21 protein-coding genes and 3 pseudogenes are annotated in these 23054 nt (G+C 68.8%); 21 read left to right on the top strand and 3 right to left on the bottom strand.

The window, feature by feature from the left end; genetic code table 11:
- The first annotated feature begins 101 nt into the window (after window positions 1–101).
- Genes AC2W7M_RS01930 through AC2W7M_RS01900 form a run of 7 tightly spaced genes read left to right on the top strand, consistent with a single transcriptional unit; the run spans window position 102 to window position 5045 of the window.
- Window positions 102–1157: a TRAP transporter substrate-binding protein gene (locus AC2W7M_RS01930; RefSeq protein WP_486129631.1), complete on the top strand. Its 1056-nt coding sequence runs from the start codon at window positions 102–104 to the stop codon at window positions 1155–1157.
- Window positions 1157–1708 carry a TRAP transporter small permease subunit gene (locus AC2W7M_RS01925; protein ID WP_486129629.1) on the top strand — a complete coding sequence of 184 codons (552 nt, stop codon included), beginning with the start codon at window positions 1157–1159 and terminating at the stop codon, window positions 1706–1708. Before AC2W7M_RS01930 ends, AC2W7M_RS01925 begins: the two co-directional genes overlap by 1 nt.
- Complete coding sequence (locus AC2W7M_RS01920; RefSeq protein WP_486129627.1) at window positions 1705–3069, top strand: TRAP transporter large permease; 1365 nt, start codon at window positions 1705–1707, stop codon at window positions 3067–3069. Before AC2W7M_RS01925 ends, AC2W7M_RS01920 begins: the two co-directional genes overlap by 4 nt.
- Before the next feature lie 35 nt (window positions 3070–3104).
- Window positions 3105–3614, top strand: a complete 510-nt coding sequence (locus AC2W7M_RS01915) for a Rid family hydrolase (RefSeq protein WP_486129625.1) — start codon at window positions 3105–3107, stop codon at window positions 3612–3614.
- Window positions 3611–3775, top strand: coding sequence for a hypothetical protein (locus AC2W7M_RS01910; RefSeq protein ID WP_486129623.1), 165 nt, complete (start codon window positions 3611–3613; stop codon window positions 3773–3775). Before AC2W7M_RS01915 ends, AC2W7M_RS01910 begins: the two co-directional genes overlap by 4 nt.
- A complete protein-coding gene (locus tag AC2W7M_RS01905) occupies window positions 3763–4095 on the top strand; it encodes an MOSC domain-containing protein (protein ID WP_486129622.1) in 333 nt (110 codons plus the stop codon). Before AC2W7M_RS01910 ends, AC2W7M_RS01905 begins: the two co-directional genes overlap by 13 nt.
- A 2-nt stretch (window positions 4096–4097) precedes the next feature.
- The gene (locus AC2W7M_RS01900; RefSeq protein ID WP_486129620.1) at window positions 4098–5045 is read left to right on the top strand and encodes a PDR/VanB family oxidoreductase; all 948 of its coding nucleotides are present in this window, start codon (window positions 4098–4100) and stop codon (window positions 5043–5045) included.
- 27 nt (window positions 5046–5072) lie between these two features.
- Here AC2W7M_RS01900 and AC2W7M_RS01895 read toward each other — a convergent pair whose 3' ends face one another.
- Together AC2W7M_RS01895 and AC2W7M_RS01890 are read right to left on the bottom strand one after the other, a co-directional pair.
- Entirely contained in the window at window positions 5073–5393 is a 321-nt protein-coding gene (locus AC2W7M_RS01895) for a hypothetical protein (RefSeq protein ID WP_486129618.1), read from the bottom strand.
- Entirely contained in the window at window positions 5369–6472 is a 1104-nt protein-coding gene (locus AC2W7M_RS01890; RefSeq protein WP_486129616.1) for a UbiD family decarboxylase, read from the bottom strand. Before AC2W7M_RS01890 ends, AC2W7M_RS01895 begins: the two co-directional genes overlap by 25 nt.
- A 525-nt stretch (window positions 6473–6997) precedes the next feature.
- Between AC2W7M_RS01890 and AC2W7M_RS01885 the strand changes: the two genes are divergently transcribed.
- The 13 genes and pseudogenes from AC2W7M_RS01885 to AC2W7M_RS01825 all read left to right on the top strand — a co-directional run bounded on the left by AC2W7M_RS01885 (window position 6998) and on the right by AC2W7M_RS01825 (window position 20358).
- Window positions 6998–7963, top strand: coding sequence for a Bug family tripartite tricarboxylate transporter substrate binding protein (locus tag AC2W7M_RS01885; RefSeq protein ID WP_486129614.1), 966 nt, complete (start codon window positions 6998–7000; stop codon window positions 7961–7963).
- A gap of 183 nt (window positions 7964–8146) precedes the next feature.
- Window positions 8147–8596 carry a tripartite tricarboxylate transporter TctB family protein gene (locus AC2W7M_RS01880; protein ID WP_486129612.1) on the top strand — a complete coding sequence of 150 codons (450 nt, stop codon included), beginning with the start codon at window positions 8147–8149 and terminating at the stop codon, window positions 8594–8596.
- Window positions 8596–10103 (top strand): annotated as a pseudogene (locus AC2W7M_RS01875) (tripartite tricarboxylate transporter permease). Before AC2W7M_RS01880 ends, AC2W7M_RS01875 begins: the two are co-directional and overlap by 1 nt.
- A 93-nt stretch (window positions 10104–10196) precedes the next feature.
- A pseudogene (locus AC2W7M_RS01870) lies at window positions 10197–11096 on the top strand (aldehyde dehydrogenase family protein); the annotation flags it as partial.
- 109 nt (window positions 11097–11205) lie between these two features.
- Window positions 11206–11592: an aldehyde dehydrogenase family protein gene (locus AC2W7M_RS01865; RefSeq protein WP_486129610.1), complete on the top strand. Its 387-nt coding sequence runs from the start codon at window positions 11206–11208 to the stop codon at window positions 11590–11592.
- A gap of 10 nt (window positions 11593–11602) precedes the next feature.
- Window positions 11603–13254, top strand: a pseudogene (locus tag AC2W7M_RS01860) (thiamine pyrophosphate-dependent enzyme).
- Between the two features lie 169 nt (window positions 13255–13423).
- Window positions 13424–14383, top strand: a complete 960-nt coding sequence (locus AC2W7M_RS01855) for a LysR substrate-binding domain-containing protein (RefSeq protein WP_486129608.1) — start codon at window positions 13424–13426, stop codon at window positions 14381–14383.
- A gap of 220 nt (window positions 14384–14603) precedes the next feature.
- Window positions 14604–15338, top strand: a complete 735-nt coding sequence (locus AC2W7M_RS01850) for a GntR family transcriptional regulator (RefSeq protein WP_486129606.1) — start codon at window positions 14604–14606, stop codon at window positions 15336–15338.
- Window positions 15339–15367: 29 nt separating this feature from the next.
- Window positions 15368–16573, top strand: a complete 1206-nt coding sequence (locus AC2W7M_RS01845; RefSeq protein WP_486129604.1) for a CaiB/BaiF CoA transferase family protein — start codon at window positions 15368–15370, stop codon at window positions 16571–16573.
- Window positions 16574–16647: 74 nt separating this feature from the next.
- A complete protein-coding gene (gene dctP / locus AC2W7M_RS01840; protein WP_486129602.1) occupies window positions 16648–17673 on the top strand; it encodes a TRAP transporter substrate-binding protein DctP in 1026 nt (341 codons plus the stop codon).
- Between the two features lie 101 nt (window positions 17674–17774).
- Window positions 17775–18257 (top strand): TRAP transporter small permease subunit, encoded by a 483-nt coding sequence (locus AC2W7M_RS01835; RefSeq protein ID WP_486129600.1) that lies wholly within the window; start codon window positions 17775–17777, stop codon window positions 18255–18257.
- Complete coding sequence (locus AC2W7M_RS01830; protein ID WP_486129598.1) at window positions 18254–19564, top strand: TRAP transporter large permease; 1311 nt, start codon at window positions 18254–18256, stop codon at window positions 19562–19564. Before AC2W7M_RS01835 ends, AC2W7M_RS01830 begins: the two co-directional genes overlap by 4 nt.
- A 2-nt stretch (window positions 19565–19566) precedes the next feature.
- Window positions 19567–20358 carry an enoyl-CoA hydratase/isomerase family protein gene (locus tag AC2W7M_RS01825; protein ID WP_486129596.1) on the top strand — a complete coding sequence of 264 codons (792 nt, stop codon included), beginning with the start codon at window positions 19567–19569 and terminating at the stop codon, window positions 20356–20358.
- A gap of 3 nt (window positions 20359–20361) precedes the next feature.
- Here the strand turns inward: AC2W7M_RS01825 and AC2W7M_RS01820 are convergent, their stop codons facing one another.
- Window positions 20362–21327: a LysR family transcriptional regulator gene (locus AC2W7M_RS01820; protein WP_486129594.1), complete on the bottom strand. Its 966-nt coding sequence runs from the start codon at window positions 21325–21327 to the stop codon at window positions 20362–20364.
- 150 nt (window positions 21328–21477) lie between these two features.
- Here AC2W7M_RS01820 and AC2W7M_RS01815 point away from each other — a divergent pair, with 150 nt between their 5' ends.
- Window positions 21478–23007 (top strand): ABC transporter substrate-binding protein, encoded by a 1530-nt coding sequence (locus AC2W7M_RS01815; RefSeq protein WP_486129593.1) that lies wholly within the window; start codon window positions 21478–21480, stop codon window positions 23005–23007.
- The last annotated feature ends 47 nt before the right edge of the window (window positions 23008–23054 follow it).

Raw genomic sequence — 23054 nt, 5'->3', positions numbered from 1 at the left:
TTTGCCAGGCCCGAATTTGGCTCGGGACCGGCAAAACTGGTTGCTTGTTAGGCAACGTTGTCTAATTTGATAGCAGCCGGCAATCACAGGGGAACAAAGTGATGAAGCTCGCCAATCACTTGCGCCGTGCGCTGCTGGTACTTTTGGCCGCGGCCCTGCCGGTCTCGGCCGCCTCGGCCCAAGACCCGAAGGTCAAATGGAAGATGGCCGCCACCTTCTCGAGCTCGCTGCCGCAGCTCGGAACGCTGGGCAAGCGCCTCGAATCGCAGATCGCCAAGGTCTCCGGCGGCAATATCGAGCTGCGCTTCTATGAGCCGGGCGCCCTGGTGCCGCCGCTCGAGACATTCGACGCCGTCGCCGCCGGCGCGGTGGACGCGGCCTTCTCCACCCCGGGCTTCTGGGGCGGCAAGGTGCCCGCCCTCCAGGTGTTCGCCGCGCTGCCCTTCGGCCCGCCGGCGCCCGAATACATGGCCTGGTACTATTTCGGCGGCGGCAAGCAGATCTTCGATGAGATCTACGCCAAGTACGGCATCAAGTCGGTGATGTGCGGCATGCTCGCGCCGGAGGGCTCGGGCTGGTTCAAGAAGGAGATCAAGAGCGTCGACGACCTCAACGGCCTCAAGCTGCGCTTCTTCGGCCTCGGCGCCAAGGCGCTCGGCAAATTCGGCGTCTCCGCCCAATTGCTCGCCCCGCCGGACGTCTATCCCGCCCTCGACCGCGGCGTCATCGACGGCCTGGAATTCGTGCAGCCCGCCATCGACCTCAAGATGGGCTTCTGGCAGATCGCCAAGCACTATTACTTCCCCGGCTGGCACCAGCAGTCGACCTTCTTCGACCTGATGATGAACAAGGCCAAGTGGGACGCGCTGAGCGAGACCCAGAAGGCGCAGATCGAGTCGGTGTGCGGCGACAACATCCGCTACGGCATCGCCGAGGGCGAGGCGATCCAGATCCCGGCGCTCAAGGAGCTCCAGGCCAAGGGCGTGCAGATCCACAAGTGGTCCGACGCGGACCTCAAGAAGCTCAAGGGCGCCGTGGACGAGGTGATCGCCGAGCAGGTGGCCGCCGATCCCGACTTCGCGCGGGCCTATGCGAGCTTCTCGAAGTTCCGCGAGGATTACGCGACCTGGCGTGACATCGGCTACCTGAAGAACTGATGTCCGCGCTTCTGGCTTCGGCCCAAATCCTGAAGACGATCGCGCGGCGGGTCGGGCAGGCGGCGGCGTGGTGCGTCGTCGTCCTCGTCCTGACCGTGGTGCTGGACGTCGTCACCCGCCGCTTCATCGTGCTTGGCTCGACGAAGCTGCAGGACCTCGAGTGGCATCTCCATGCCACTCTCTTTCTCCTGTGCCTCGGCTACGCCTATGTGGAAGGCGAGCACGTGCGCATCGACGTGCTGAGCAACCGCTTCAGCGCCAGGACCGCGGCGGCGATCGAGCTGATCGGTGCCGCTTTCTTCATCGTCCCGTTCTGCCTGGTGGTCCTCTATTACGGCTGGCCGTTCCTCGCCAGTTCCTTCCGGCTGAACGAGGGCTCGCCCTCCCTCACCGGCCTGCCCTATCGCTGGATCATCAAGTCGACGCTGCTGATCGGCTTCGCGACGCTGCTGTTGGCGGCGCTGGGCGCCATCGCCGCCTCCCTCGCCACCCTCCTCGGATCGCCTCCCAAGCCGGAAGCGCCCCACCACCCGCAGGAGGTCGGCCTATGACCCTGTTCGAGACCGTCCTGCCGCTCTCCATGCTCGGCCTGCTGGTGGTGATCCTGTTCTCGGGCTTCCCGGTGGCGTTCTGCCTCGCCGGCGTGGGCCTCGTGTTCACGGTCATCGGCGGCGCCTTCGGCCTGTTCCAGCCGGCCCAGCTGTTCCTCGTCGTCAGCCGCATCTGGGGCTCGATCGCGGACAATCTGGTGCTGGTGGCGATCCCCATGTTCATCTTCATGGGCATCATGCTGGAGCGCAGCGGCGTCGCGCGGCATTTGCTGGAAATCCTCTCGGTGCTGCTGAAGCGCGTGCCCGGCGGGCTCGCGCTCGCCGTGGTGCTGATGGGCACCATCATGGCGGCGACCACCGGCATCGTCGGCGCCTCTGTGGTGATGCTCACCATGCTGGCGCTGCCGGTGATGGTGGAGCGCGGCTACGACAAGGGCATCTCCGCCGGCGTGATCGCCTCGTCGGGCACGCTCGGCATCCTCATCCCGCCCTCCATCATGCTGGTCATCATGGGCGACCTGCTGGCGATCCCGGTGGGCGACCTGTTCACCGGCGCGGTGATCCCGGGTCTGCTGCTGTCGGGGCTCTATCTCGTCTACATCCTCTTCGTCGGCCTGTTCCAGCCGAAGCGCATGCCGCGCCCGCCGGAGGCGGACCCGCTCCCGCTCCGCGATCTTCTCCTGCTGATCTTCCGCGGGTTCGTACCGCCGACCGTGCTGGTGCTGCTGGTGCTAGGCTCGATCATCGGCGGCTTCGCGACGCCGACGGAGGCGGCGGGCGTGGGCGCGTTCGGGGCCACCCTGCTCGCGGTCTACAACCGCACCTTCACCCTGAAGCTGCTGAACGACGTGGTGCAGGCGACCGCCCTGACCAACGCCATGATCTTCGGCATCTTCTGCGGCGCCACCCTGTTCTCCTACGTGTTCCGGGAGCTGGGCGGCGACGACGCCATCATCCATGTCATCGGTGCCCTCGGCCTGCACGACTGGGCGCTGCTCGGGCTCTTGATGGTGGTGATCTTCCTGCTCGGCTTCTTCTTCGACTGGCTGGAGATCACCCTCATCATCCTGCCGGTGTTCCGGCCGATCGTGATGGAGCTCGACTTCGGCGACGCGGTGCCGAAGGACCAGATCCTGCTGTGGTTCGCCATCGCGGTGGCGGTGAACCTGCAGACCTCCTACCTCACCCCGCCCTTCGGGCCGGCCCTGTTCTACCTGCGCCAGGCAGGATCGGGCTTCCTGACGCTGGCGGACATCTACCGGGGCATCGTCCCCTTCACCCTGCTCCAGCTCACCGGCCTTGCCTTGTGCATCGCCTTCCCGGCGCTGGTGCTCTGGCTGCCGACCTATCTCGGCTACTGACCCGGCCCAATCCGAACCAACGACAGGAGACAACCATGTCCCGCAAAGTGCTCGCGACGGCGGCGGCGGCGCCCGCCGTCGGCCCCTACGCCCAGGGCATCGGCTTCGCCAGCCTGGTGTTCGCCTCCGGCCAGCTGCCGGTGGACCCGAAGACCGGCGCGCTGGCCGAGGGCATCGTCGCCCAGACCAAGGCCTCGCTCGCCAACCTGGAGGCGGTGCTCGCCGCCGGCGGGGCGAGCTTCGCCACCGTGCTGAAGACCACCGTGTTCCTCAAGAACATGGACGACTTCGCCGCCATGAACGAGGTCTACGCGGCCGCGTTCCCCGACAGCCCCCCGCCCGCTCGACCATCGAGGTGGCGCGCCTGCCCAAGGGCGCGCTCGTCGAGATCGAAGCCATCGCCGCGCGCATCGACTGAGGCCCCCATGACCGCCCATCCTCCACCCCCGGCCCTCCCGGTCAAGGACAGCGGCCCGCTGAAGATCGTCGAGGCCTATGACCACCCCGCCGCGCAGGCGCGCTCGCGACGCCCGGCGGCGCGGTGAACTTCAAGGGCACCCTGCTCCATATCCACATCGCCCCGGCGGCGAGCTACGAGATGGAGGAACTCACCGAGGCGGAGTGCGTCGCCGGACGCGGCATCGTCGGCGACCGCTATTTCCTCGGCAGGCCGGTACTTAGTCCGGCCGCGACGTGCGCGAGGTGACGCTGATCGAGCAGGAGGCGCTCGACGCGCTCGCCCGCAACGATCCGCCGCTCCAGGAGGGGCCGATCGTGCTCGCGCCGGTGGACCACCGGCGCAACCTCACGGTGCGCGGCGTGCCGCTCAACCATCTGGTGGGCCGGCGCTTCCGGGTGGGCGAGGTGATCCTGCGCGGCGGGCGCCTGAACTTCCCCTGCAAGTATCTGGAGCAGCTGCTCGACCTGCCGGTCTACCTGCCGCTCTACAACCGCTCGGGGCTCAATTGCGGCATCGAGCGCGGCGGCGTCATCCGGCCCGGCGACGAGATCGAGCTGCTGGACTGAGCATGTCGGGACGCCTCATCATGAAGCTCACCGTCGCCGAGCAGGCGGCGGTGACGGCGGACGTCGCGACGTTCGCCTTCGCGCATCCGCGCCGGCCGGTCCTGCCGGCATGGGTGCCGGGCGCCCATGTGGACGTGCACCTGCCGGACGGGGCGGTGCGGCAGTATTCGCTCTATGGCGATCCCGCCGAGCGCGGGCTCTACCGCATCGCCGTCAAGCGCGAGGACGCCGGCCGCGGCGGCTCGCGCTGGATCCACGATCACCTCAGGCCGGGGGGCGAGATCTTCGTCAGCGCGCCGCGCAACCATTTCGCGCTCAATCCCGAGGCGGCGCGGCACGTGCTGGTCGCCGGCGGCATCGGCGTCACGCCGCTGATGGCCATGGCGCGGCAGCTGGCGGCGCAGGGCGACGACTTCGTGTTCCACTATTGCGCCCGCAGCCGGGAGAACGCACCCCTGGTGGAAGCGCTGGAGGCGCTGTGCGGGGACCGGCTGCGGCTCTGGCTCAGCGCCGAGGGGCGCCGGCTCGACATCGCCTCAACGCTCGACGCCGCCGCCGGTGCGGACCTCTATGTGTGCGGTCCCAACGCCTTGACCGAGGCGGTGGAAGGCGCGGCAGCGGCGCGCGGCTGGCCGGAGGCGCGCTACCACACGGAGCATTTCGCCGCGCGCGTGGACGCCGGCTTCGTGCCCGAGCCGTTCGAGGCGGTGATCGCCTCCACCGGCCGGCGCCTGACCGTGCCGGCCGACCGAAGCCTGCTGGAGGTGCTGCGCGACAACGGCTTCGTGCGCGGCTCGTCGTGCGAGATCGGCGTGTGCGGGACGTGCGAATGCGGCTATCGCGACGGCACGGTGATCCATCGCGACGTGGTGCTCTCCCACGCGGCGCGCAAGACCCGGCTGATGCCGTGCGTCTCGCGCGGACGCGGCGCGATCACCCTCGATCTGTGAGGCGGAAGGGGTGCGCGCGGAAGGGGCTCACAGGAGCCCCTTCATCGCCTCCCCGCCCTCGGCGAACATGCCGGCCGTGACCTCCACGGGGGCGAACGAGACGCGGCCGAAGCGCGCCTTCTCGCCCGCCGGGACGGTGGCATCGATGCCGAGCTTGGCGCGCACGCCGTTGCGGCTGATGCGGACATATTCGTGCCCGCGCGCCTCGGGAATGACGATCACGTCGCCCGATGCCTCCATGCGGGTGGCAAGCGCGTATTCCACGTCGGCGGGGTCGCGGATGTCGATGTCGTCGTCAACCACGATCACCATGTCGAGGTCCTTCAGCGCGCCGAAGGCCGCCAGCATGGCGTTGCGCTGCAGCCCCTCATGCTGGGGCCCTGCTTGTTCACCTGGAGCACCGCATGGAAGCGGTGCAGGCCGCCGGCCGTCATCTCGGCGTCGGTGACGATCGGCACCGCCGCGCGCAGCACCTTCAGGAGGCTCGCCTCCAGCACGTACTTGCGCAGCATGATGGTCTCGCGGCCGAAGCCGTTGATGGCGTGGTAGATGGGCCTGGCGCGCCGGGTCAGCGCCTTCACCTTCAGCACCGGCGCGTCGGCCGGCGGGGCGGCGAAGCCGACGAACTCGCCGAACGGGCCTTCCATGTGGACCTCGCTGGCGCTGATCTCGCCCTCCAGCACGTATTCGCATTCCGCCGGCACCATGAGGTCGCTGGTCTTCGCCTTCACCACCGAGAGCGGCCGGCCGGCGAGCCCGCCCGCGACCGCCAGCTCGTCCAGCGTCTCGGGCATCTGCGAGCCCATGGTGGCGGCGGTGAAGTGGAGCGCGAGGTCGGCGCCGATGCAGATCGCCACGGGAAGGTTCCGGCCCCTCGCCTGCGCCCGCTCGAAGGCGAGGCGCAGGTGGCGGCCGAAATCGAGCTTCACCGCGAACGTGTCCGGCCCGATGAGCTGCAGGCGGTGATAGGAGGCATTGTAGATGCCGGTGTCCGGGTCCTGTGCCACCAGGATGCCGGAGGTCACGTAGCGTCCGCCGTCCTTGGGCGCATGGAACAGCGCCGGCAGGGTCTTGCCGAGATCGATGCCGGAGGTCTCCACCACCTCGTGCACCGGCGCGGTCTCCACCACCTTCGGCGCCAGGGGCGAGCCGAGCGCCTGGGAGATGCTCTCGCGGATGCCGCGGAAATCCCGGGCGAAGGCGCTCTCGCAATTCTCCCGGCTGGCGAGCAGATTGCCCACCACCGCCGCATCGTGGCCGCGCACCTTCGGGAACAGCAGGGTCTCCTGGCCGTCGAGCTTCTTCATCAGCGCGGCGATTTCCAGATGCGGGTCGGCCTCGCCGGTGAAGACGCGGATGCGCCCGTCTGCGGCAAGCCGCGCCAAGGCGGGCCTGAAGCCCGTGTCGACGGTATTGGAGATCGCCATGATGGCCCCGGATGGCTGGGAGAACGAGGCGCGGGGGTGCGCCGGGGAACGCGGACCGCGTTCGGGGGTCAAATTAGGTAAGCGACAAAGCTAGTCAATACGCATCGCAGCAATCCACCTGCCTCAACCAGATGGCCGAAGGACGGCCTGCGCCCCTCGCATACCCCTTCTGCGGGCTGGCGTTACCGGGCTTCGCCGGTCCGTCCCGGGCGCTCAATTTAGCTTTGTAAAAAGTTATCTCGCCCCCCGCCTCCGCTCCCTGCACCGGCCATCCGACACCCCGCGCGGCGTTGACGGTCCATCATGGCGCCGCTGAACGGCTTGCCTGGATCGGCGCCACCGCCTGCCCGCATTCGCGGCTTGACTAGCTTTGTTGCTTAGCTAAAAATCGACCCACGACAATGGCGGTGGCCGGCGCGATCGCAGCCGGGCGCCTTTCGATGTGGCGACGCCTTGCGGCCGCGCACCGGCTCGAATCACGCGGCGGCTCAACGCCGGACCCTTCCGAGGACAGAGGAGAACAAGATGAAGACGCTCGCAGCGGCCGTAATGTCCTTCGCAATTCTGGCATCGCCCGCGGCGATGGCCCAGGAGACGTGGCCGGCCAAGACCATCAAGCTGATCGTCCCCTACGCGCCCGGCGGCTATACCGACCTCACCGGCCGCATCACCGCCCGCTTCCTGGAGAAGGATCTGGGCCAGACGGTGGTGGTGGAGAACAAGCCCGGCGCCGGCGGCATCGTCGGCACCGACCTCGTGGCGAAATCCCCGGCCGACGGCTATACCTTCTGCGTCTGCAGCGTCGGCGCGGTCTCGGTCGCCCCGGTGGCCCAGACCACGCAGTACAATCCGCTGAAGGACCTGGCGCCGATCTCGATCGTCAGCACCATCCCGCAGACCGTGATCGTCAACCCGAAGCTGCCCATCAAGACCATTCCCGAGCTGATCGCCTACGCCAAGGCCAACCCCGGCAAGCTGACCTACGGGTCGAGCGGTGCCGGCGGCCTGATGCACTATTCGGTCCAGCTGTTCGATACCCGCACCGGCACCAAGATGGTGCACGTGCCGTTCAAGGGCGGCGCGCCGGCCACCGCCGCCGTCGTCGCGGGCGAGGTGGACATCTCCTTCACCAACATGACCGATGCCCTGCCCCAGATGGAGGCCGGCACCGTGCGCGGCCTCGCCGTGACCTCGGGCAAGCGGAGCCCGTTCGCGCCGAACCTGCCCACCGTGGAGGAGACCGGCGTGAAGGACTTCTCGGTGGAATCCTGGAACGGCATCATCGCCCCGCCCGGCACCCCGAAGCCGATCATCGACCGCATGTCGGCCGCCCTGAAGAAGATGGCGGAAGACCCCGAGGTGAAGGAGGCGTTCGCCAAGATCGGCGCCACCGCCGTCTTCACCACGCCGGAGGAGTACAAGGCCTCCATCGCCAAGGAAGTCGCGCAGTGGACCGATCTCATCAAGGAGATGAAGGCCACCAAGAACTGACGCACTGCCGGCCCGCCGTGCGGGCCGGCATCCGCCGCAGCCGCGCGTGATCGGCGGGCCGATCCCCGCCGCACGGCACGTGACGCACGCTCCCGACTTGCCCGGCTCCCGTGCACCGCGTCCAATGGGCGTTCCCGCCGCCGGTCCGGCAGCATGGCGGCGCGCGAGGCCTGGAGAAGGACGATGAGGATCAAGCTCGTGCGCGGCGGGGTGGACTTCTGGTCCGGCCTGCTGCTGGTGGCCATCGCCGGGGCCGCACTGTTCTACATATCGAGCCTGGAGATCGGCACCCCGCTCGAGATGGGGCCGGGCTACTTCCCGCTCATGATCGCCTCGGTGCTCGCCGTTATGGGCGCCATACTGCTGGTCAGGGGCCTCGCCGTGGAAGGCCCCGACGTGCCGCCGCTGAACCTGCGCGCCGCGGTGCTGATCCTCGGCTCGTTCCTCGTCTTCGCGCTGCTGCTCGACCGCTTCGGGCTGATCGTCGCCATCCTCGCCCAGACCGCCGTCGCCAGCTTCGCCTCGCGCGAGAGCGTCTTGTGGCAGACGCTGCTGTTCGGCGCGGCCCTGGCCGCGGGATCGGTGGTGCTGTTCATCTGGCTGCTCGGCATGCCGGTGGAGGTGTGGCCGTGATCGAGAGCCTCCAGCTGCTGGGCCACGGCTTCAGCGTCGTCCTCAGCCTCGACAACCTCATGTTCTGCTTCATCGGCGCGCTGTTCGGCACGCTGATCGGCGTGCTGCCCGGCCTGGGGCCGGTGGCGACCATCTCGCTGCTGCTGCCGGCCACCTTCGCGCTCGATCCGGTGGGCGCCATCATCATGCTGTCGGGCATCTATTACGGCGCCCAGTATGGCGGCTCGACGACCGCCATCCTGGTCAACATCCCCGGCGAATCCACCTCGGTGGTGACGGCCATCGACGGCTACCAGATGGCGCGCCAGGGCCGTGCCGGACAGGCGCTCGCCATCGCCGCCATCGGCTCCTTCATCGCCGGCTGCATCGGCACGCTGGTGATCGCCTTCGCCGGCCCGCCTTTGGCGCGCATAGCGCAGTCCTTCACCTCGCCGGACTATTTCTCGCTCATGATATTCGGCCTCGTCTCGGCCGTGGTGCTCGCCAACGGCTCGCTGTTCCGCGCCGTGGCGATGATCGTGCTCGGCCTCCTGTTCGGCATGATCGGCATGGACGTGAACACCGGCATGCCGCGCCTCACGGGCAACTTCATCGAGCTGTCCGACGGGGTGAGCTTCGTCGCCATCGCCCTTGGCCTGTTCGGCGTCGCCGAGGTGATCTGCAACCTGGAGCAGGACATCAGCCGCACGGTCACCAGCGGCAAGATCACCAATCTGTGGCCCTCGTTCGCGGTGATCCGCCAGGCCATGGGCGCGATCCTGCGCGGCACCGGCCTCGGCACGATCATGGGCGTGCTGCCGGGCGGCGGCGCCACCATGGCCTCCTTCTCCTCCTATGCCTTGGAGAAGAAGGTCTCCCGCACGCCGTCGCGCTTCGGCAAGGGCGCCATCGAGGGGGTCGCCGTCCGGAATCCGCCAACAACGCGGCGGCGCAAACCTCGTTCATCCCGCTCCTCACCATGGGCCTGCCCACCAGCGCCACCATGGCGCTGATGGTCGGCGCGCTGACGCTGCACGGCATCGCGCCGGGGCCGAACGTCATCACCCGCCAGCCGGACCTGTTCTGGGGCCTGGTCGCCTCCATGTTCATCGGCAACGTCATGCTGGTCATCATCAACCTGCCGATGATCGGGCTGTGGGTGCGCCTGCTGCGCCTGCCCTACCGCTTCCTGTTCCTGCTGATCGTGATCATCAGCTCGATCGGCGTCTATTCGGTCAGCAATTCGGTCTTCGACATCTATCTGATGATCGGCTTCGGCCTGCTCGGCTACCTGCTGCGCAAGCTCGACGCCGAGCCGGCGCCCATGCTCATGGGCTTCGTGCTGGGGCCGATGATCGAGGAGAACTTCCGGCGCAGCATGATCACCGGGCGTGGCGACCCCATGGTCTTCCTGGAGCGCCCCATCAGCCTCGCCTTCCTGCTGCTCTCCCTTGCCCTGCTGATCTCCGTGGCGCTGCCCTTCATCCGCAAGCGGCGGGAGGAGATCTTCCAGGACGAGGAGGCCTAAGAACACAAGGGACAACGCCCATGAGCCTCATCGAGCCCGTTCCCTGCTTCGTCGGCGGGGCCGAGCTGCCGCTCGGCGCCGGCTTCGATAAGCATGATCCCTCAACCGGCCGCCCAATGCCCGCGTGGCGGAATCGGACGCGGCGCAGGTGGACGCGGCGGTCGCGGCCGCCCGCGCGCGCTGCGCGGGCCATGGGGGCGCACCACGCTCGACCAGCGCATCGCATTCCTCCAAAGGCTCGCCGCCCATATGGAGGCGAACCTTGCCGCCGTCGTCGCGGCGGAGATCGCCGACACCGGCAAGCCGGTCACGGTGACGACCAATATCGAGATCCCCCGCGCCATCGCCAACCTCAGGGCATTCGCGCAGATCGCGCGCGAGGCGCCGGAAGAGACGTTCGAGACGAAGGTGGCCGGCGGCCGGGCGCGCAACCGCGTGCTGCGCCATCCTGTGGGCGTGATCGGCATCGTCGCGCCCTGGAACCTGCCGCTGCTGCTCCTCACCTGGAAGGTGGCGCCGGCGCTCGTCTGCGGCAACGCCATCGTCGTGAAGCCGTCCGAGCACTCGCCGCGCACCGCCTTGATGCTGGCGCGCATGGCGCACGCCTGCGGCCTGCCGGACGGGGTGCTGAACGTGGTGCACGGCCACGGCGCGGGCGCGGCGGGCGCGTTCCTCGTCTCCCATCCCGGCGTCGACGCGGTCTCCTTCACCGGCGAGACGCGCACCGGCGAAGCCATCATGCGCGCCGCCGCCGCCGGACCGCGGCCGGTGTCGCTGGAGCTGGGCGGCAAGAACCCGGCGCTGATCTTTGCCGATTGCGACCTCGATGCCGCCATCGCCGGCACCGCGCGCTCCATGTTCGACAATTGCGGCCAGGTCTGTCTCACCACCGAGCGGGTGTTCGTCGAGCGGCCGATCTTCGAGCGCTTCGCCGCCGGCCTGGTCGCCGCGGCCAAGGCCCTGAGGCCGGGCGATCCGCGGGCGCCGGAGACGACGCTCGGCCCGGCCATCAGCGCGGTCCAGCGCGAGAAGGTGCCTCGGCCTCTACGCCACGGCGAAGGCGGAGGGCGCGCAGGTGCTCGCCGGCGGCGGCGCGCTGGAGATGCCCGCTCCGTTCTCGGACGGCTACTGGGTCGAGCCCACGCTCTGGGCCGGCCTGCCGGACGATGCCGAGATCTGCCGCCGCGAGGTGTTCGGCCCGTGCGCGCATTTGTCCGTCTTCGACGACGAGGACGAGGTGGTCGCCCGCGCCAACGCCTCCGAGTTTGGCCTCGCGGCCACCGTCTGGAGCACGGATGCCGCCCGCCTGGACCGGGTGGGCGCGCGCCTCCAGAGCGGCACGGTGTGGGCCAACTGCTGGCGCGTGCGCGACGAGCGCGCACCGTTCGGCGGCTTCAAGCGCTCCGGCATCGGCCGTGAGGGCGGGGCGCGCTCGCTCGACTTCTATTCCGAGCTGAAGACGCTCTGCGTCTTCGAGCCGGCGGCGTGAGGCCGGCGCCATGACCACCGCCGACACTTCGCTGCGCTCGGGCGGCGCCATCCTGGTGGACGGCCTGCGCAACCACGGCGCGGACCGCATCTTCGGCGTGCCGGGCGAGAGCGCGCTGCCGGTGTTCGACGCCTTGCGCGACGGCGCGCGCGGCGTGCGCTTCATCGTCTGCCGGCACGAGGCGAACGCCGCCCACATGGCGGAAGCGGACGGCAAGCTCACCGGCGCCCGGGCCTGTGCATCGTCAGCCGCGGGCCGGGCGCCATGCATGCGGCCGTTGGCGTGCACACCGCGTTCCAGGATTCGACCCCCTTCATCCTCATCATCGGCCAGGTGCCGCAGGCGCACCGGGGCCGGGAGGCGTTCCAGGAGATCGACTACAGCCGCACCTTCGCCGACATGGCGAAATGGGCCGCCGACATTCCGAGCGCCGACGCGATCCCCGAATATCTCAGCCGCGCCTTCCACGTCGCCACCCACGGCCGGCCCGGCCCGGTGGTGCTCTCGGTGGGCGAGGACGTGCTGAGCCAGATGAGCGGGGTGGCTGACGCGCCGGCCTTCAAGACCGTCGCCGCCGTCCCCGCGCCCGCCGCCATGGCGCAGGTGCGCCAGATGCTTGGGGCGGCGCAGCGCCCGCTCATCATCGTCGGCGGCAGCGGCTGGACCGCCCAGGCCTGCGCCGACATCACTGCGTTCGCGGTCGCGAGCGACCTGCCCGTGGTGGCGGGCTTTCGCTCCCAGGACATCGTCTCGAACGACGTGCCCATCTATGTGGGCGACCTCAGCCTCGGCTCCAGCCGCGCTCTGACCCAGCGGGTGAAGGACGCCGATCTGCTGCTGGTGATCGGCGACCGCATCGGCGAGGTCACCAGCAAGGCCTATGACGCGCTGAAGGTGCCCGACCCGGACCAGGCGCTGATCCACGTCTTCCCCGGCGCCGAGGAGCTGGGGCGGGTCTACAATGCCGATTTGCCCATCCTCGCCGCGCCGCCGGAATTCGCCGCCGCGCTCAAGGAGATGGCGCCGCTCGACCCGGCGCGCTGGGCGGACTGGCGCGCTGAGGGCCGCGCGGCCTACGAGACCTACCAGGTGCCGCCGTCAAAGACCGCCGGATTCGACTATGCCCAGGTGATCCAGCACCTGCGGGCGGCGCTGCCGGACGACGCCATCGTCACCAACGGCGCCGGCAACTACACCATCTGGCTGCACCGTTTCTTCCGCTATCGGACCTTCCGCACCCAGCTCGCGCCCAAGTCCGGCTGCATGGGCTACGGCCTGCCGGCGGCGATCGCGGCAAAGCTGCGCCATCCCGAGCGCGCGGTGGTGGCGCTCGCCGGCGACGGCTGCTTCCAGATGGCCTCGCCCGACTTTGCGACCGCCGTGCACCACAAGCTGGCGATCATCGTGATCGTGGTGAACAACACCGCCTACGGCTCGATCCGCGCGCACCAGGAGCGGCAGTTTCCCGGCCGCGAGAGCGGCACCCGCCTCACCAATCCGCACTTCGCCGACATCGCCCGCGCCTACGGCGCGCATGGCGAGACGGTCGCGGCGGATGCGGACTTCCCCGCCGCGCTGGACCGCGCGCTCGCGGCCGGCGGCCCGGCGCTGATCGAGATACGCCTGCCGCCGAACCAGCTCACGCCCGATCTGATCCTCTGAAGCGCCGGCGGGTCGGCCTTTGCCCCGAGCCCCGCCATGCCGGTATGCTGGCCGCTCCGGTTCCAGGCAGGGCCGGGTCAAAAGCGGCAGGCCGCCGTCGTCCCGCAGGACGACCCGGCCAAGCCGCGCGCCGCCGGGAGCGGACGGTCAGGGACGGAAGCGGATCAGCATGAGCGCGTTGCAGCCGCCGGCACCAGGCGCGGAAACAGAAGCCCTGCGCCAGCAGGGGCGGCCGCTCACGCGCTCCCGCCTGCCCTCCACCATGAGCCTGATCGTGTTCGAGGCCGTGGCCCGGCACCTGAGCTTCACCCGCGCCGGCATCGAGCTGAACCTCAGTCAGACGGCGATCAGCCACCAGGTCCGCAAGATGGAGGACATGCTGGGCGTCCGCCTGTTCGACCGCAGCGGCAACAACGTGAAGCTGACGGAGGTGGCGGCGGAATATCTCCAGACGGTGCGCCAGTCCCTGGTGGCGCTGTCGGCCGCCACCGACCGCGCGGCCGAGAGCACCGACGAGAACGTGCTCACCATCCAGTGCCTCGGCACTTTCGCCATCAAGCGCCTGATCCCGGCGCTGCCGCGCTTCCGGGCGCTCTACCCGTCCATCGCCCTGAAGCTGATGACGGTGCAGGCGTTCCAGCCGCTGGGGCCGCACGGCTTCGACATCGGCATCTGGCACGGCGACGGCGACTGGCCGGCGCTGAGCGCCGAGAAGCTCGGAGAGGAGGAGATCTTCCCGGTCTGCAGCCCGGCGTTTCGCGACGCGGAGCGCCTGCGCGTGCCGCAGGACCTCGCCGGCAAGACCATCATCCGCACCAGTTCCACCATCCTGTCCGACGACTGGCCGTTCTGGCTCGACCATGCCGGGATTCCGGAGATCGCCTTCGGGCTCGAATTCACCAGCGACTATCTGGTGACCTCCATGCAGGCGGCGATGGACGGGCTCGGCATCGCGCTCGCTTTGTCGGGGGTGGTGGCCGACGATCTCAAGAGCGGACGGCTGGTGGAGCCGTTCTCGATCCGCGCGCCGTCGAAGGCCGCCTATTTCGTCGTCTCCCCGCCCGGCGCATCGAAGCTGCGCAAGACCGAGCTGTTCCGGCAATGGGTGCTGGACACGCTCGCCGACTGAGCCGCCTTCGCCGCCGTCGGCGGTGTCGGCCGCCCGTCCCTTCTCTTGTCTCGCATGAACGCACGCCGGGCGGGCACCCAGGCGCCGCATTCAGCTGCGTCCAAACTCTTGAAAAAGATATCTATTTTGCACTGCAATATACCCAATTTCTGAATAATATATTTTTTCCTTGATCGGCACATTCCATCCGGCCATTCTCCGCGCATTCAGGGAGGCGCCCATGAGCAAGCGGCCGACAAAGGCTGCGCCGGAGGCGAAAGTCGCCAAGCCCGCCAAGGTCGGCGGGAGCCACGCAGACGCCATCTATCGCTATCTCGAGCAGGAGATCGTCTCCGGCCGGCTCCAGCCGGGCGAGAAGCTCGACGACGTCGCTTTGGCCGAGCGCTTTGGCGTGTCCAAGACGCCCATCCGCGAGGCGATCCTCCAGCTGGTGGCGATCGACTTCGTTCAGGTGCGCCAGCGCGTCGGCGCCATTGTCGCGCCCTTGTCGCTCCAGCGCATGGTGCAGATGTTCGAGGTCATGGCGACCCTGGAAGCCATGTGCGCGGGCCTGGCCGCCGCCCGCATGACCAGCGCCGAGCGCGAACTCCTGGAGCATGCTCTCGCCTGCTGCCAGCGCCACAGCCAGGGCGACAGCGAAGACGCCTGCAAGGACTACACGGAAGCCAACTTCAACTTCCACGAGATCGTCTATCGCGGCAGCCACAACGACTATCTGTGCGAGCAGGCGAGCCATCTGCGCAAGCGCCTCGCGCCCTACCGCCGCTTCTGGCTCACCACGCCTTCGCGCATGCGCAAGTCGTGTGGCGAACACGAGCAGGTGGCCAAAGCGATCCTCGGCTTCGACGAACCGGAGGCCGAGCGCGCGATGAAGGCGCACCTGACGATGCAGACCGACCTCGTCTCCATCCTCCTGGAGCAGCTGCCGCCTTCCTACCTCACCGTCATCAAGTAATTCCAGCCTGTCCAGGTGACGCCTTGAACATGTCCGCGCCCGCCGCCGCCTTGCCGCTTTCCGGCATGAGGGTCCTCGACCTCACCCGCGCCCTCGCGGGACCGTTCTGCACCATGATCCTCGGCGACCTCGGCGCCGACGTCGTCAAGGTGGAGCCGACCCCGGCCGGCGACATGAGCCGCGCCTGGGGACCGTTCGACCACGGCGAGAGCGTCTATTACCTGTCCGCGAACCGGAACAAGCGCGCCATCGGCCTCGACTTCCGCTCGGAGACCGGCCGCCAGCTGCTGCGACGCATGGCGCTCGCGAGCGACGTGGTGATCGAGAACTTCAAGCCCGGCACGCTCACGGCCATGGGCCTCGACCCCGAGGCGCTGAAGGCCGACAAGCCCGGCCTCATCGTCGCCAGCATCAGCGGCTTCGGCCCGGACGGCCCGCTCGGCGACCGTCCCGGCTTCGACCAGATCGCCCAGGGCTATTCCGGGCTCATGAGCATCACCGGCATGCCCGGCGCGGCGCCGACCCGCGTCGGCACCGCCATCGGCGACCTGACCGCGGGCATGTGGACCGTGATCGGCGTGCTCTCCGCCTGGATCGAGCGCGGCCGCACCGGCCGGGGGCAGAGCGTGGAGACCTCGCTCCTGGCAAGCCTGGTCGGGCTCCTCAGCGTGCAGGGCCAGCGCTATCTGAGCGTCGGCGAAATCCCCGGTCCGGCCGGCTCGGCCCATCCGGTGATCGCGCCGTATGGCGTGTTCCGCGCCGGCGACGGCGACCTCAATATCGGCGCCGCCACCCAGGAGATGTGGCTGCGCCTGTGCGACATCATCGGCGCGCCCGAGCTGAAGAGCGACCCGCGCTTCCTCGACAATGCCGGCCGCATGGCGAACCGCCCCGCGCTCGAGGAGCTGATCGAGGCGAAGCTCGCCTCGGGCTCCCGCCACCACTGGACCGAGCAATTGGTGGCCGCCGGCATTCCCGCGGGGCCGATCAACGACATGGAAGGCGTGTTTGCCGAGCCGCAGGTGGCGCATGCGCGCCTCGTCGAGACGGTAGAGCACCCGGACGTGGGCCCGCTGCGCCAGGTGGTGAGCCCGGTGGGCCTCGGCGCGCTGGCCGGACGCTGCGTGCGGCGCCCGCCGCCGCTGCTCGGCGAGCACACCGACGAGGTGCTGCGCGACTGCGGACTGACCGACGCCGAGATCGCCGACCTGCGCGCCAAGAAGGCGATCGCCTGATCCCGTCGCAGACGGGCGCAACGAACGACAAGAGGACCCGCCGCAAAGCCGGGTCGAACACGGAGGAGACGCCGATGAAGACCACGTTCCGGGCGGCAGCAATCGCCCTCGCCATGACCACGGGAGTGGCCGCGGGCATGACCGCCGGACTGACCGCCGCCGCGGCCCAGACCACCGAGCTGAAGCTCACCCACCAGTGGAAGCAGGGCACCGACGGGCGCGACCGCGCCGCCCGCGAGTTCGTGAAGGAGGTGCAGAAGCGCGATCCCTCCATCAAGTTCCGCATCTATCCCGGCTCCTCGCTGATCTCGAACCCGATCCAGCAGGTGGACGCGCTCCAGCAGGGCACCATCGAGATGTCGGTGTTCCCGCTGATCTACGGCGTCGGCAAGGTGCCGGAATTCTCCGCCACCATCCTGCCCGGCGCGGTGGGCAACGTCGCCAACGCCGCCAAGCTCAAGGGCGGCGCCTTCCATCAGAAGGTGCAGGAGGTGGCCGAGGCCAACGGCCTCCATATCCTGACCTGGTGGTGGACCGAAGGCGGCTTCGCCAACCGGGTGCGGCCCATCACCGGCCCCGAGTCCGTGAAGGGCCTCAAGATGCGCGGCGCCGACAAGACCGTCGACCTGATGCTCGCCGCCGCCGGCGCCTCGGTGTTCTCCATGCCCTCCACCGAGCTCTACAACGCGGTGCAGACCGGCGTGCTGGACGGGCTGATGACCTCGTTCGAGACCCTGCTCTCCACCCGCCTCTACGAGCAGACCAAGTACGCCACCATCGGCGGCGACTACTCGGTGTTCATGGTGCTCCAGCCGCTGGTGATCTCGAAGTCCGCCTGGGACAAGCTCACCCCCGCCCAGCAGAAGGCGTTCGACGAAGCGGCGGCGATCTCCGACGCCTATTTCCTCGCCGAGCAGCTGGAGGTGGGCCAGAAGACCATCGACACCTTCAAGAAGGCCGGGGCCGAGGTGCGCCAGATGACCAAGGCGGAATACGACGCCTGGATCGCCATCGCCCAGAAGACCTCCTGGACCGCGTTCGAGGCCGTGAGCCCGCGCGCCAAGGAGCTCGTCACCATCCTGCGCGCCCAGACCAACTGACGCCGTCCGGGCCGGCGGCGCCCGTGCGCGGCCGGCCCGTTCGCGCGAGGGAGTTCCCATGGAAAACATTCGCTCGTCTCGTCGACCGGGCCGGAACCGTGATGGCCGGCGCCGCCGCCCTGTGCCTGCTCGGCGCCATCCTGTCGGTCTCCTGGATGGTGTTCTGGCGCGCCATCGGCGGCGTCAACAGCTGGGAGCTGGAGACCAGCATCTACCTCGCGGTGGCGGCGGTGTTCCTCGCCTCGCCGTTCACGCTGCGCACCAACGGCCATATCGGCATGGAGCTGCTGGACGCGACCCTGTCCGGCGGCGCGCGCCGCAAGCTCGCTCTGGTGGGCAACCTGCTCGGCTTCGTCGTGTGCGCCTATCTCGCTTATGTGGGCCTGGAGCTGACGCTGCGCGCCTACGCTTCGGGCGAGAAGGTGCTCGGCGTGTGGACCCCCTATCTCTGGCCCAAATACGCCACCATGCCGCTCGGCCTGGGCGTGACGGCCCTGCAATACATCGTCGCCATCGCCCGCCTGCGGCAGCCCGGCGCTGCCGGCGCCGAGGGCGCGGCCGAAGCCCGCGGAGAGGTGTCATGAGCGAGATGGAAATCGGCGCCCTGCTGCTGGTCGCCACCATCGTGGTGCTGTGCTCGGGCGTCTCCATCGCCTTCGGCCTCGCGGCGGTGGCCATCGCCTTCCTGGCGATCTTCGGCGGGCCGGACGCGCTGAAGGCGATCCCCGAGACCTTCATGTCGGAGCTGTCGTCCTTCGCCTTGCTCACCGTGCCCATGTTCGTGGTGCTCGGCGCGGCCATCGGCCTGTCGCGGGCGGGCACCGACCTCTATGAGAGCCTGCACCGCTGGCTCTACCGCATGCCGGGCGGCCTCGTGATCGCCAACATCTTCGCCTGCGGCCTGTTCTCGGCGCTGTGCGGATCCGAGCCCGCGACCGCCGCCGCCATCGGCAAGGTGGGCATTCCGGAGATGCTGCGCCGGGGCGTGCCGCGCGCGCTCGCGGCCGGCTCCATCGCCGCCGGCGGCACGCTCGGCATCCTCATTCCGCCCTCCATCACCTTCATCATCTACGGGCTGGTGACGGAAACCTCCATCGCCCGCCTGTTCCTGGCCGGCGTCGTGCCGGGCATCCTCCTGGTGCTGATCTTCTCCGCCTATGCCTGGCTCGCCAGCTGGCGCGCGGCGCGCGGGGTGCCCCTCACGGAGCACTTCTCGCTGAAGCAGAAGCTGGAGGGCATCGGCCGCGTCCTGCCGTTCCTCGGCATCATCGTCGCGGTGACGGTCTTCATGTATGGCGGCATCGCCACCCCGTCGGAGGTGGCCGGCGTCGCCGCGCTGATGGCGATCGTGATGGTGATGATCGTCTACCGCACGCGCCTGCCGCAGCTGTGGCTCATCCTCGTCAGCTCCACCCGCGAGACCTCGATGATCTTGATGATCATCGCCGCGGCGGCGCTGTTCTCCTTCATGATGAGCTACCTCTACATCACCCAGACGCTCGCGGAGTGGATGGTGGGGCTCGACCTCGGCAAATGGGGGCTGATCCTCGTCATCAACCTGTTCCTGCTGGTGGTGGGCTGCTTCCTGCCGCCGGTGGCCATCATCCTCATGAGCATGCCGGTGCTGGCGCCGGTGCTCGCCACCGGCGACGTGGACCTGATCTGGTTCGGCGTCATCCTCACCATCAACCTGGAGATCGGCCTCATCACGCCACCCGTGGGCATGAACCTGTTCGTGATCCGCGGCGTCGCGCCGAGCATTCCGGCCGCCGACGTGCTGTGGGGATCGCTGCCCTTCGTGGCGCTGATGGTGGGCTTCATCGTGCTGATGTGCATCTTTCCCGGCATCGCCACGGGCCTGCCGGACCTGCTTCTGGGGGTTGGACGATGAGCATGGAAACCACGGCCGGCGCCATTCGCGTCGAGGAGCGCGGCGAGATCGCCCGGATCGTGATCGAGAATGCCGCGCGCCACAATGCGCTGACGGTGGAGATGTGGGACGCGCTCGATGGCGCGGTGCGCCGGCTGGTGGCCGAGGGGGCGACACGCTGCCTCGTCATCGCCGGTGCCGGCGACAACTTCGCCGCCGGCGCCGACATCAGCGAGTTCGAGCGCGAGCGCTCGAACCGGGCGCAGGTGACGCACTATCACGAGAACCGGGTCCGCCCGACGCTCGACGCCATCCTCTCGGCGCCCATGCCGACCGTGGCGATGATCCGCGGCTCGTGCATGGGCGGCGGGCTGGAGATCGCCGCCATGTGCGACATCCGCCTCGCCGCTGCCGATGCGCGCTTCGGCGTGCCCATCAACCGCATGGGCTTTCCCATGGCGCTGGGCGAGACCGAGCTGCTGTTCAAGTTCTTCGGCCGCGGCGTGGTGTCCGAGCTGCTGCTGGAGGGGCGCATCTTCGATGCCGGCGAGGCACTCCAGCGCGGCATCGTCCAGCGCGTTGTGGCGCCGGAGGCGCTCGAGGACGAGGCCATGGCCACCGCCGGCCGCATCGCCGCCGCCTCCCCCTTCGCCCAGCGCCGCAACAAGGAGCAATTGCTGCGCCTGCTGCGCGACTGGTCGCCGGTGACGCGCGACGAGCGCGAGGCCCATTACGACTTCGCCGACACGCGCGACTACCGCGCCGGCTACGAGGCGTTCCTGGCCAAGCAGCGGCCGCACTTCACCGGCTCCTGAGGCTCAAGGCCGCGTCCCGGCGGGCTCCTCGTTTTCGGCGATATCGAGCGGCTGATTGCCGGTCCGCTCGATGCGGCTGAGCTGGGCCTTCAGATAGGCGACGAAGACATGGGCCGCCTCCGGCAGGACGCGGCCCAGCATGGTCTGGATCTCGTAGCGCCTCTCGTTCGGCGCCTTGGTGCGCAGCGGCAGAGCGCGCAGACGGAAGCGCGAGATGCGCGACATGGCGGTGATGCGCCCCGTCATGGTGATGCCGCCCGCCACCTCGGCGAAGCGCCAGAGCCCGGCCATGTAATTGGTGGTGAGCACGGGCTCCACCGCGATGCCCTCGACCCCGCAGGCGAGGTCGAACAGCTGGCGCGCGGTGGTGTCCTCGGACGGCAGGCCGACCGGAAAGGCCGCGATGTCCGCCAAGGTCACGAACTGCATGTTGGCCAGAGGATGGTCCGGCGCCATCAGCGCCATCAGCGGCGCCGAGCCGGAAAATTCCACGTGCACGCTCGGGTCCGGCACGAAGCCGAAGGACAGGCCGATGTCCACGTCGCCTTCCCGCACCATGCGGGTGATGACCCGCGGCGTGCTGACCTGCATCTCGAAGGCGATGCCGGGATAGGTGTTGCGGAAGTTGCCGATCGCCCCCGGCAGGAAGTCGGTGGCGAAGCCTTCCGTGCAGCCCATGCGCACCAGGCCGCGCTCGAGGCCCTTGAGACGCCGGATCTCGGTGATGACCTGCTCGGCGCCCAGCACCGTGCGGCGGGCGTGCTGGGCGAGCAGTTCGCCTGCCGCGCTCGGCACCATGCCGCGTGGCCGGCGCTCGAACAGCGGCGTGCCCAGCTCCGCCTCCAGCTTGGCGACCTGCCGGCTGATGGCGGACGCGGCGACGTTGAGGCGGTCGGACGCCTCGGCGATCGAGCCGACCCTCACCACCTCGAGAAAATAGCGCAGCGACGCATCATGCACCTGGGTCACTCCGGACGCCGATGGCATGGCATGCCAATTCGGCAACGATAGTCACACAATATTCTAATTGTGATACGCGAAACGCTCAATAAGCTCTCATGCTCAGATGTTGGGCGTCACGATCCAGCCTCACAACAAAATCCAGAGAGCGAGAGAAACATGGCATTCGTCCGGTCCAGTTTCTCCAGTGCGTTAGCGGCCGCGTTGATCGTCCTGGCCCCCGCGGCGGCCCATGCGGACAAGGCCCGCGACACCCTGGTCTACGCCTCCGACACGGAGGCGGAGAATGTCGGCCCCTACCACAACAATGTGCGCGAGGGCGTCATCATCGCCCGCCACGCCTTCGACAACCTGATCTTCCACGACCTCGCCACCGGCAAATATCAGCCGCAGCTCGCGACCAGCTGGACCTGGGTCGACCCGCAGACGCTGGACCTCACCATCCGCAAGGGCGTCACGTTCCACAACGGCGATCCGCTGACCGCCGACGACGTGGTGTTCACGCTGAACTGGGCGGTGTCGCCCGAGGCGAAGGTGGTCACCAAGCAGAACGTGGCCTGGATCAAGAGCGCCGAGAAAATCGGCGACGACAAGGTCCGCATCCACCTCAACGGCCCGTTCCCGGCGGCGATCGAATACCTTTCCGGGCCGGTCGTGATCTACCCGCAGAAGTATTTCGAGAAGGTCGGCCTCGACGGCTTCGCCAAGGCGCCGGTCGGCTCCGGGCCCTACAAGATCACCGCCGTCACCCCCGGCAAGGGCGTGACGATGGAGAAGAACACCAATTACTGGAAGGGCAGCCCGCTCGGCCAGCCGAGCATCGGCAAGCTGGTGTTCCGCATCATTCCCGACCAGGAGACCCAGCTGGCCGAGCTGATGACCGGCGGCGTCGACTGGATCTGGCGCGTGCAGGCCGACCAGGCCAAGCAGCTCGGCGCGGTGCCGAACCTCACGGTGCTGGCCGCCGAGACCATGCGCGTCGGCTTCCTCCAGCTCGATGCGCAGGGCGTCTCGCCCGGCTCCGAGCCGCTGAAAGACCCCCGCGTGCGCCAGGCCATCGCCTACGCCATCGACCGCAAGGCGATGCTGGACAATCTGGTGCGCGGCGGCGCCCGCATCATGAACTCGGCCTGTTTCATCGACCAGTTCGGCTGCACCGACAAGGGCGTGCCGCGCTACGATTACGACCCCGCCAAGGCCAAGAAGCTGCTCGCCGAGGCCGGCTATCCCAACGGCTTCTCCATCGACCTCTATGCCTATCGCGAGCGCGAATATGCGGAAGCGGTGATCGGCTATCTGGACGCGGTGGGCATCAAGGCCAAGCTCAACTTCCTGAAGTACGCCGCCATGCGCGAGCTGGCCCGCGCCGGCAAGACGCCCATCACCTTCCAGACCTGGGGCTCGTTCTCGGTGGCCGACGCCTCCGCCTTCACCGGCGTGTGGTTCAAGGGCGACGCGGACGACCGCGCCCGCGACGCGCAGGTGACGGAGATGCTGAAGAAGGCCGACACCACGGTCGAGACCGAGGCGCGGCTCGCCGCCTATGCCGAGGCGCTCAAGGTGATCGCCGAGCGGGCGTATCTCGTGCCGCTGTTCTCCTATTCCAGCAACTACGCCTTCACCAAGGACCTGGAGTTCAGCGCCCAGCCGGACGAGCTGCCGCGCTTCTTCACGGCGCGCTGGAAGTAAGCCGAGCCGGGCGGCGCACCGCGCGCCGCCCGCGTCCCCGCCGCCCG

The organism is Xanthobacter sp. BG11Y11_SDJG, assembly GCF_057364445.1.
The sequence above is the reverse complement of the archived record's forward strand: the minus strand, read 5'-3'. Positions and strand labels throughout refer to the sequence as shown.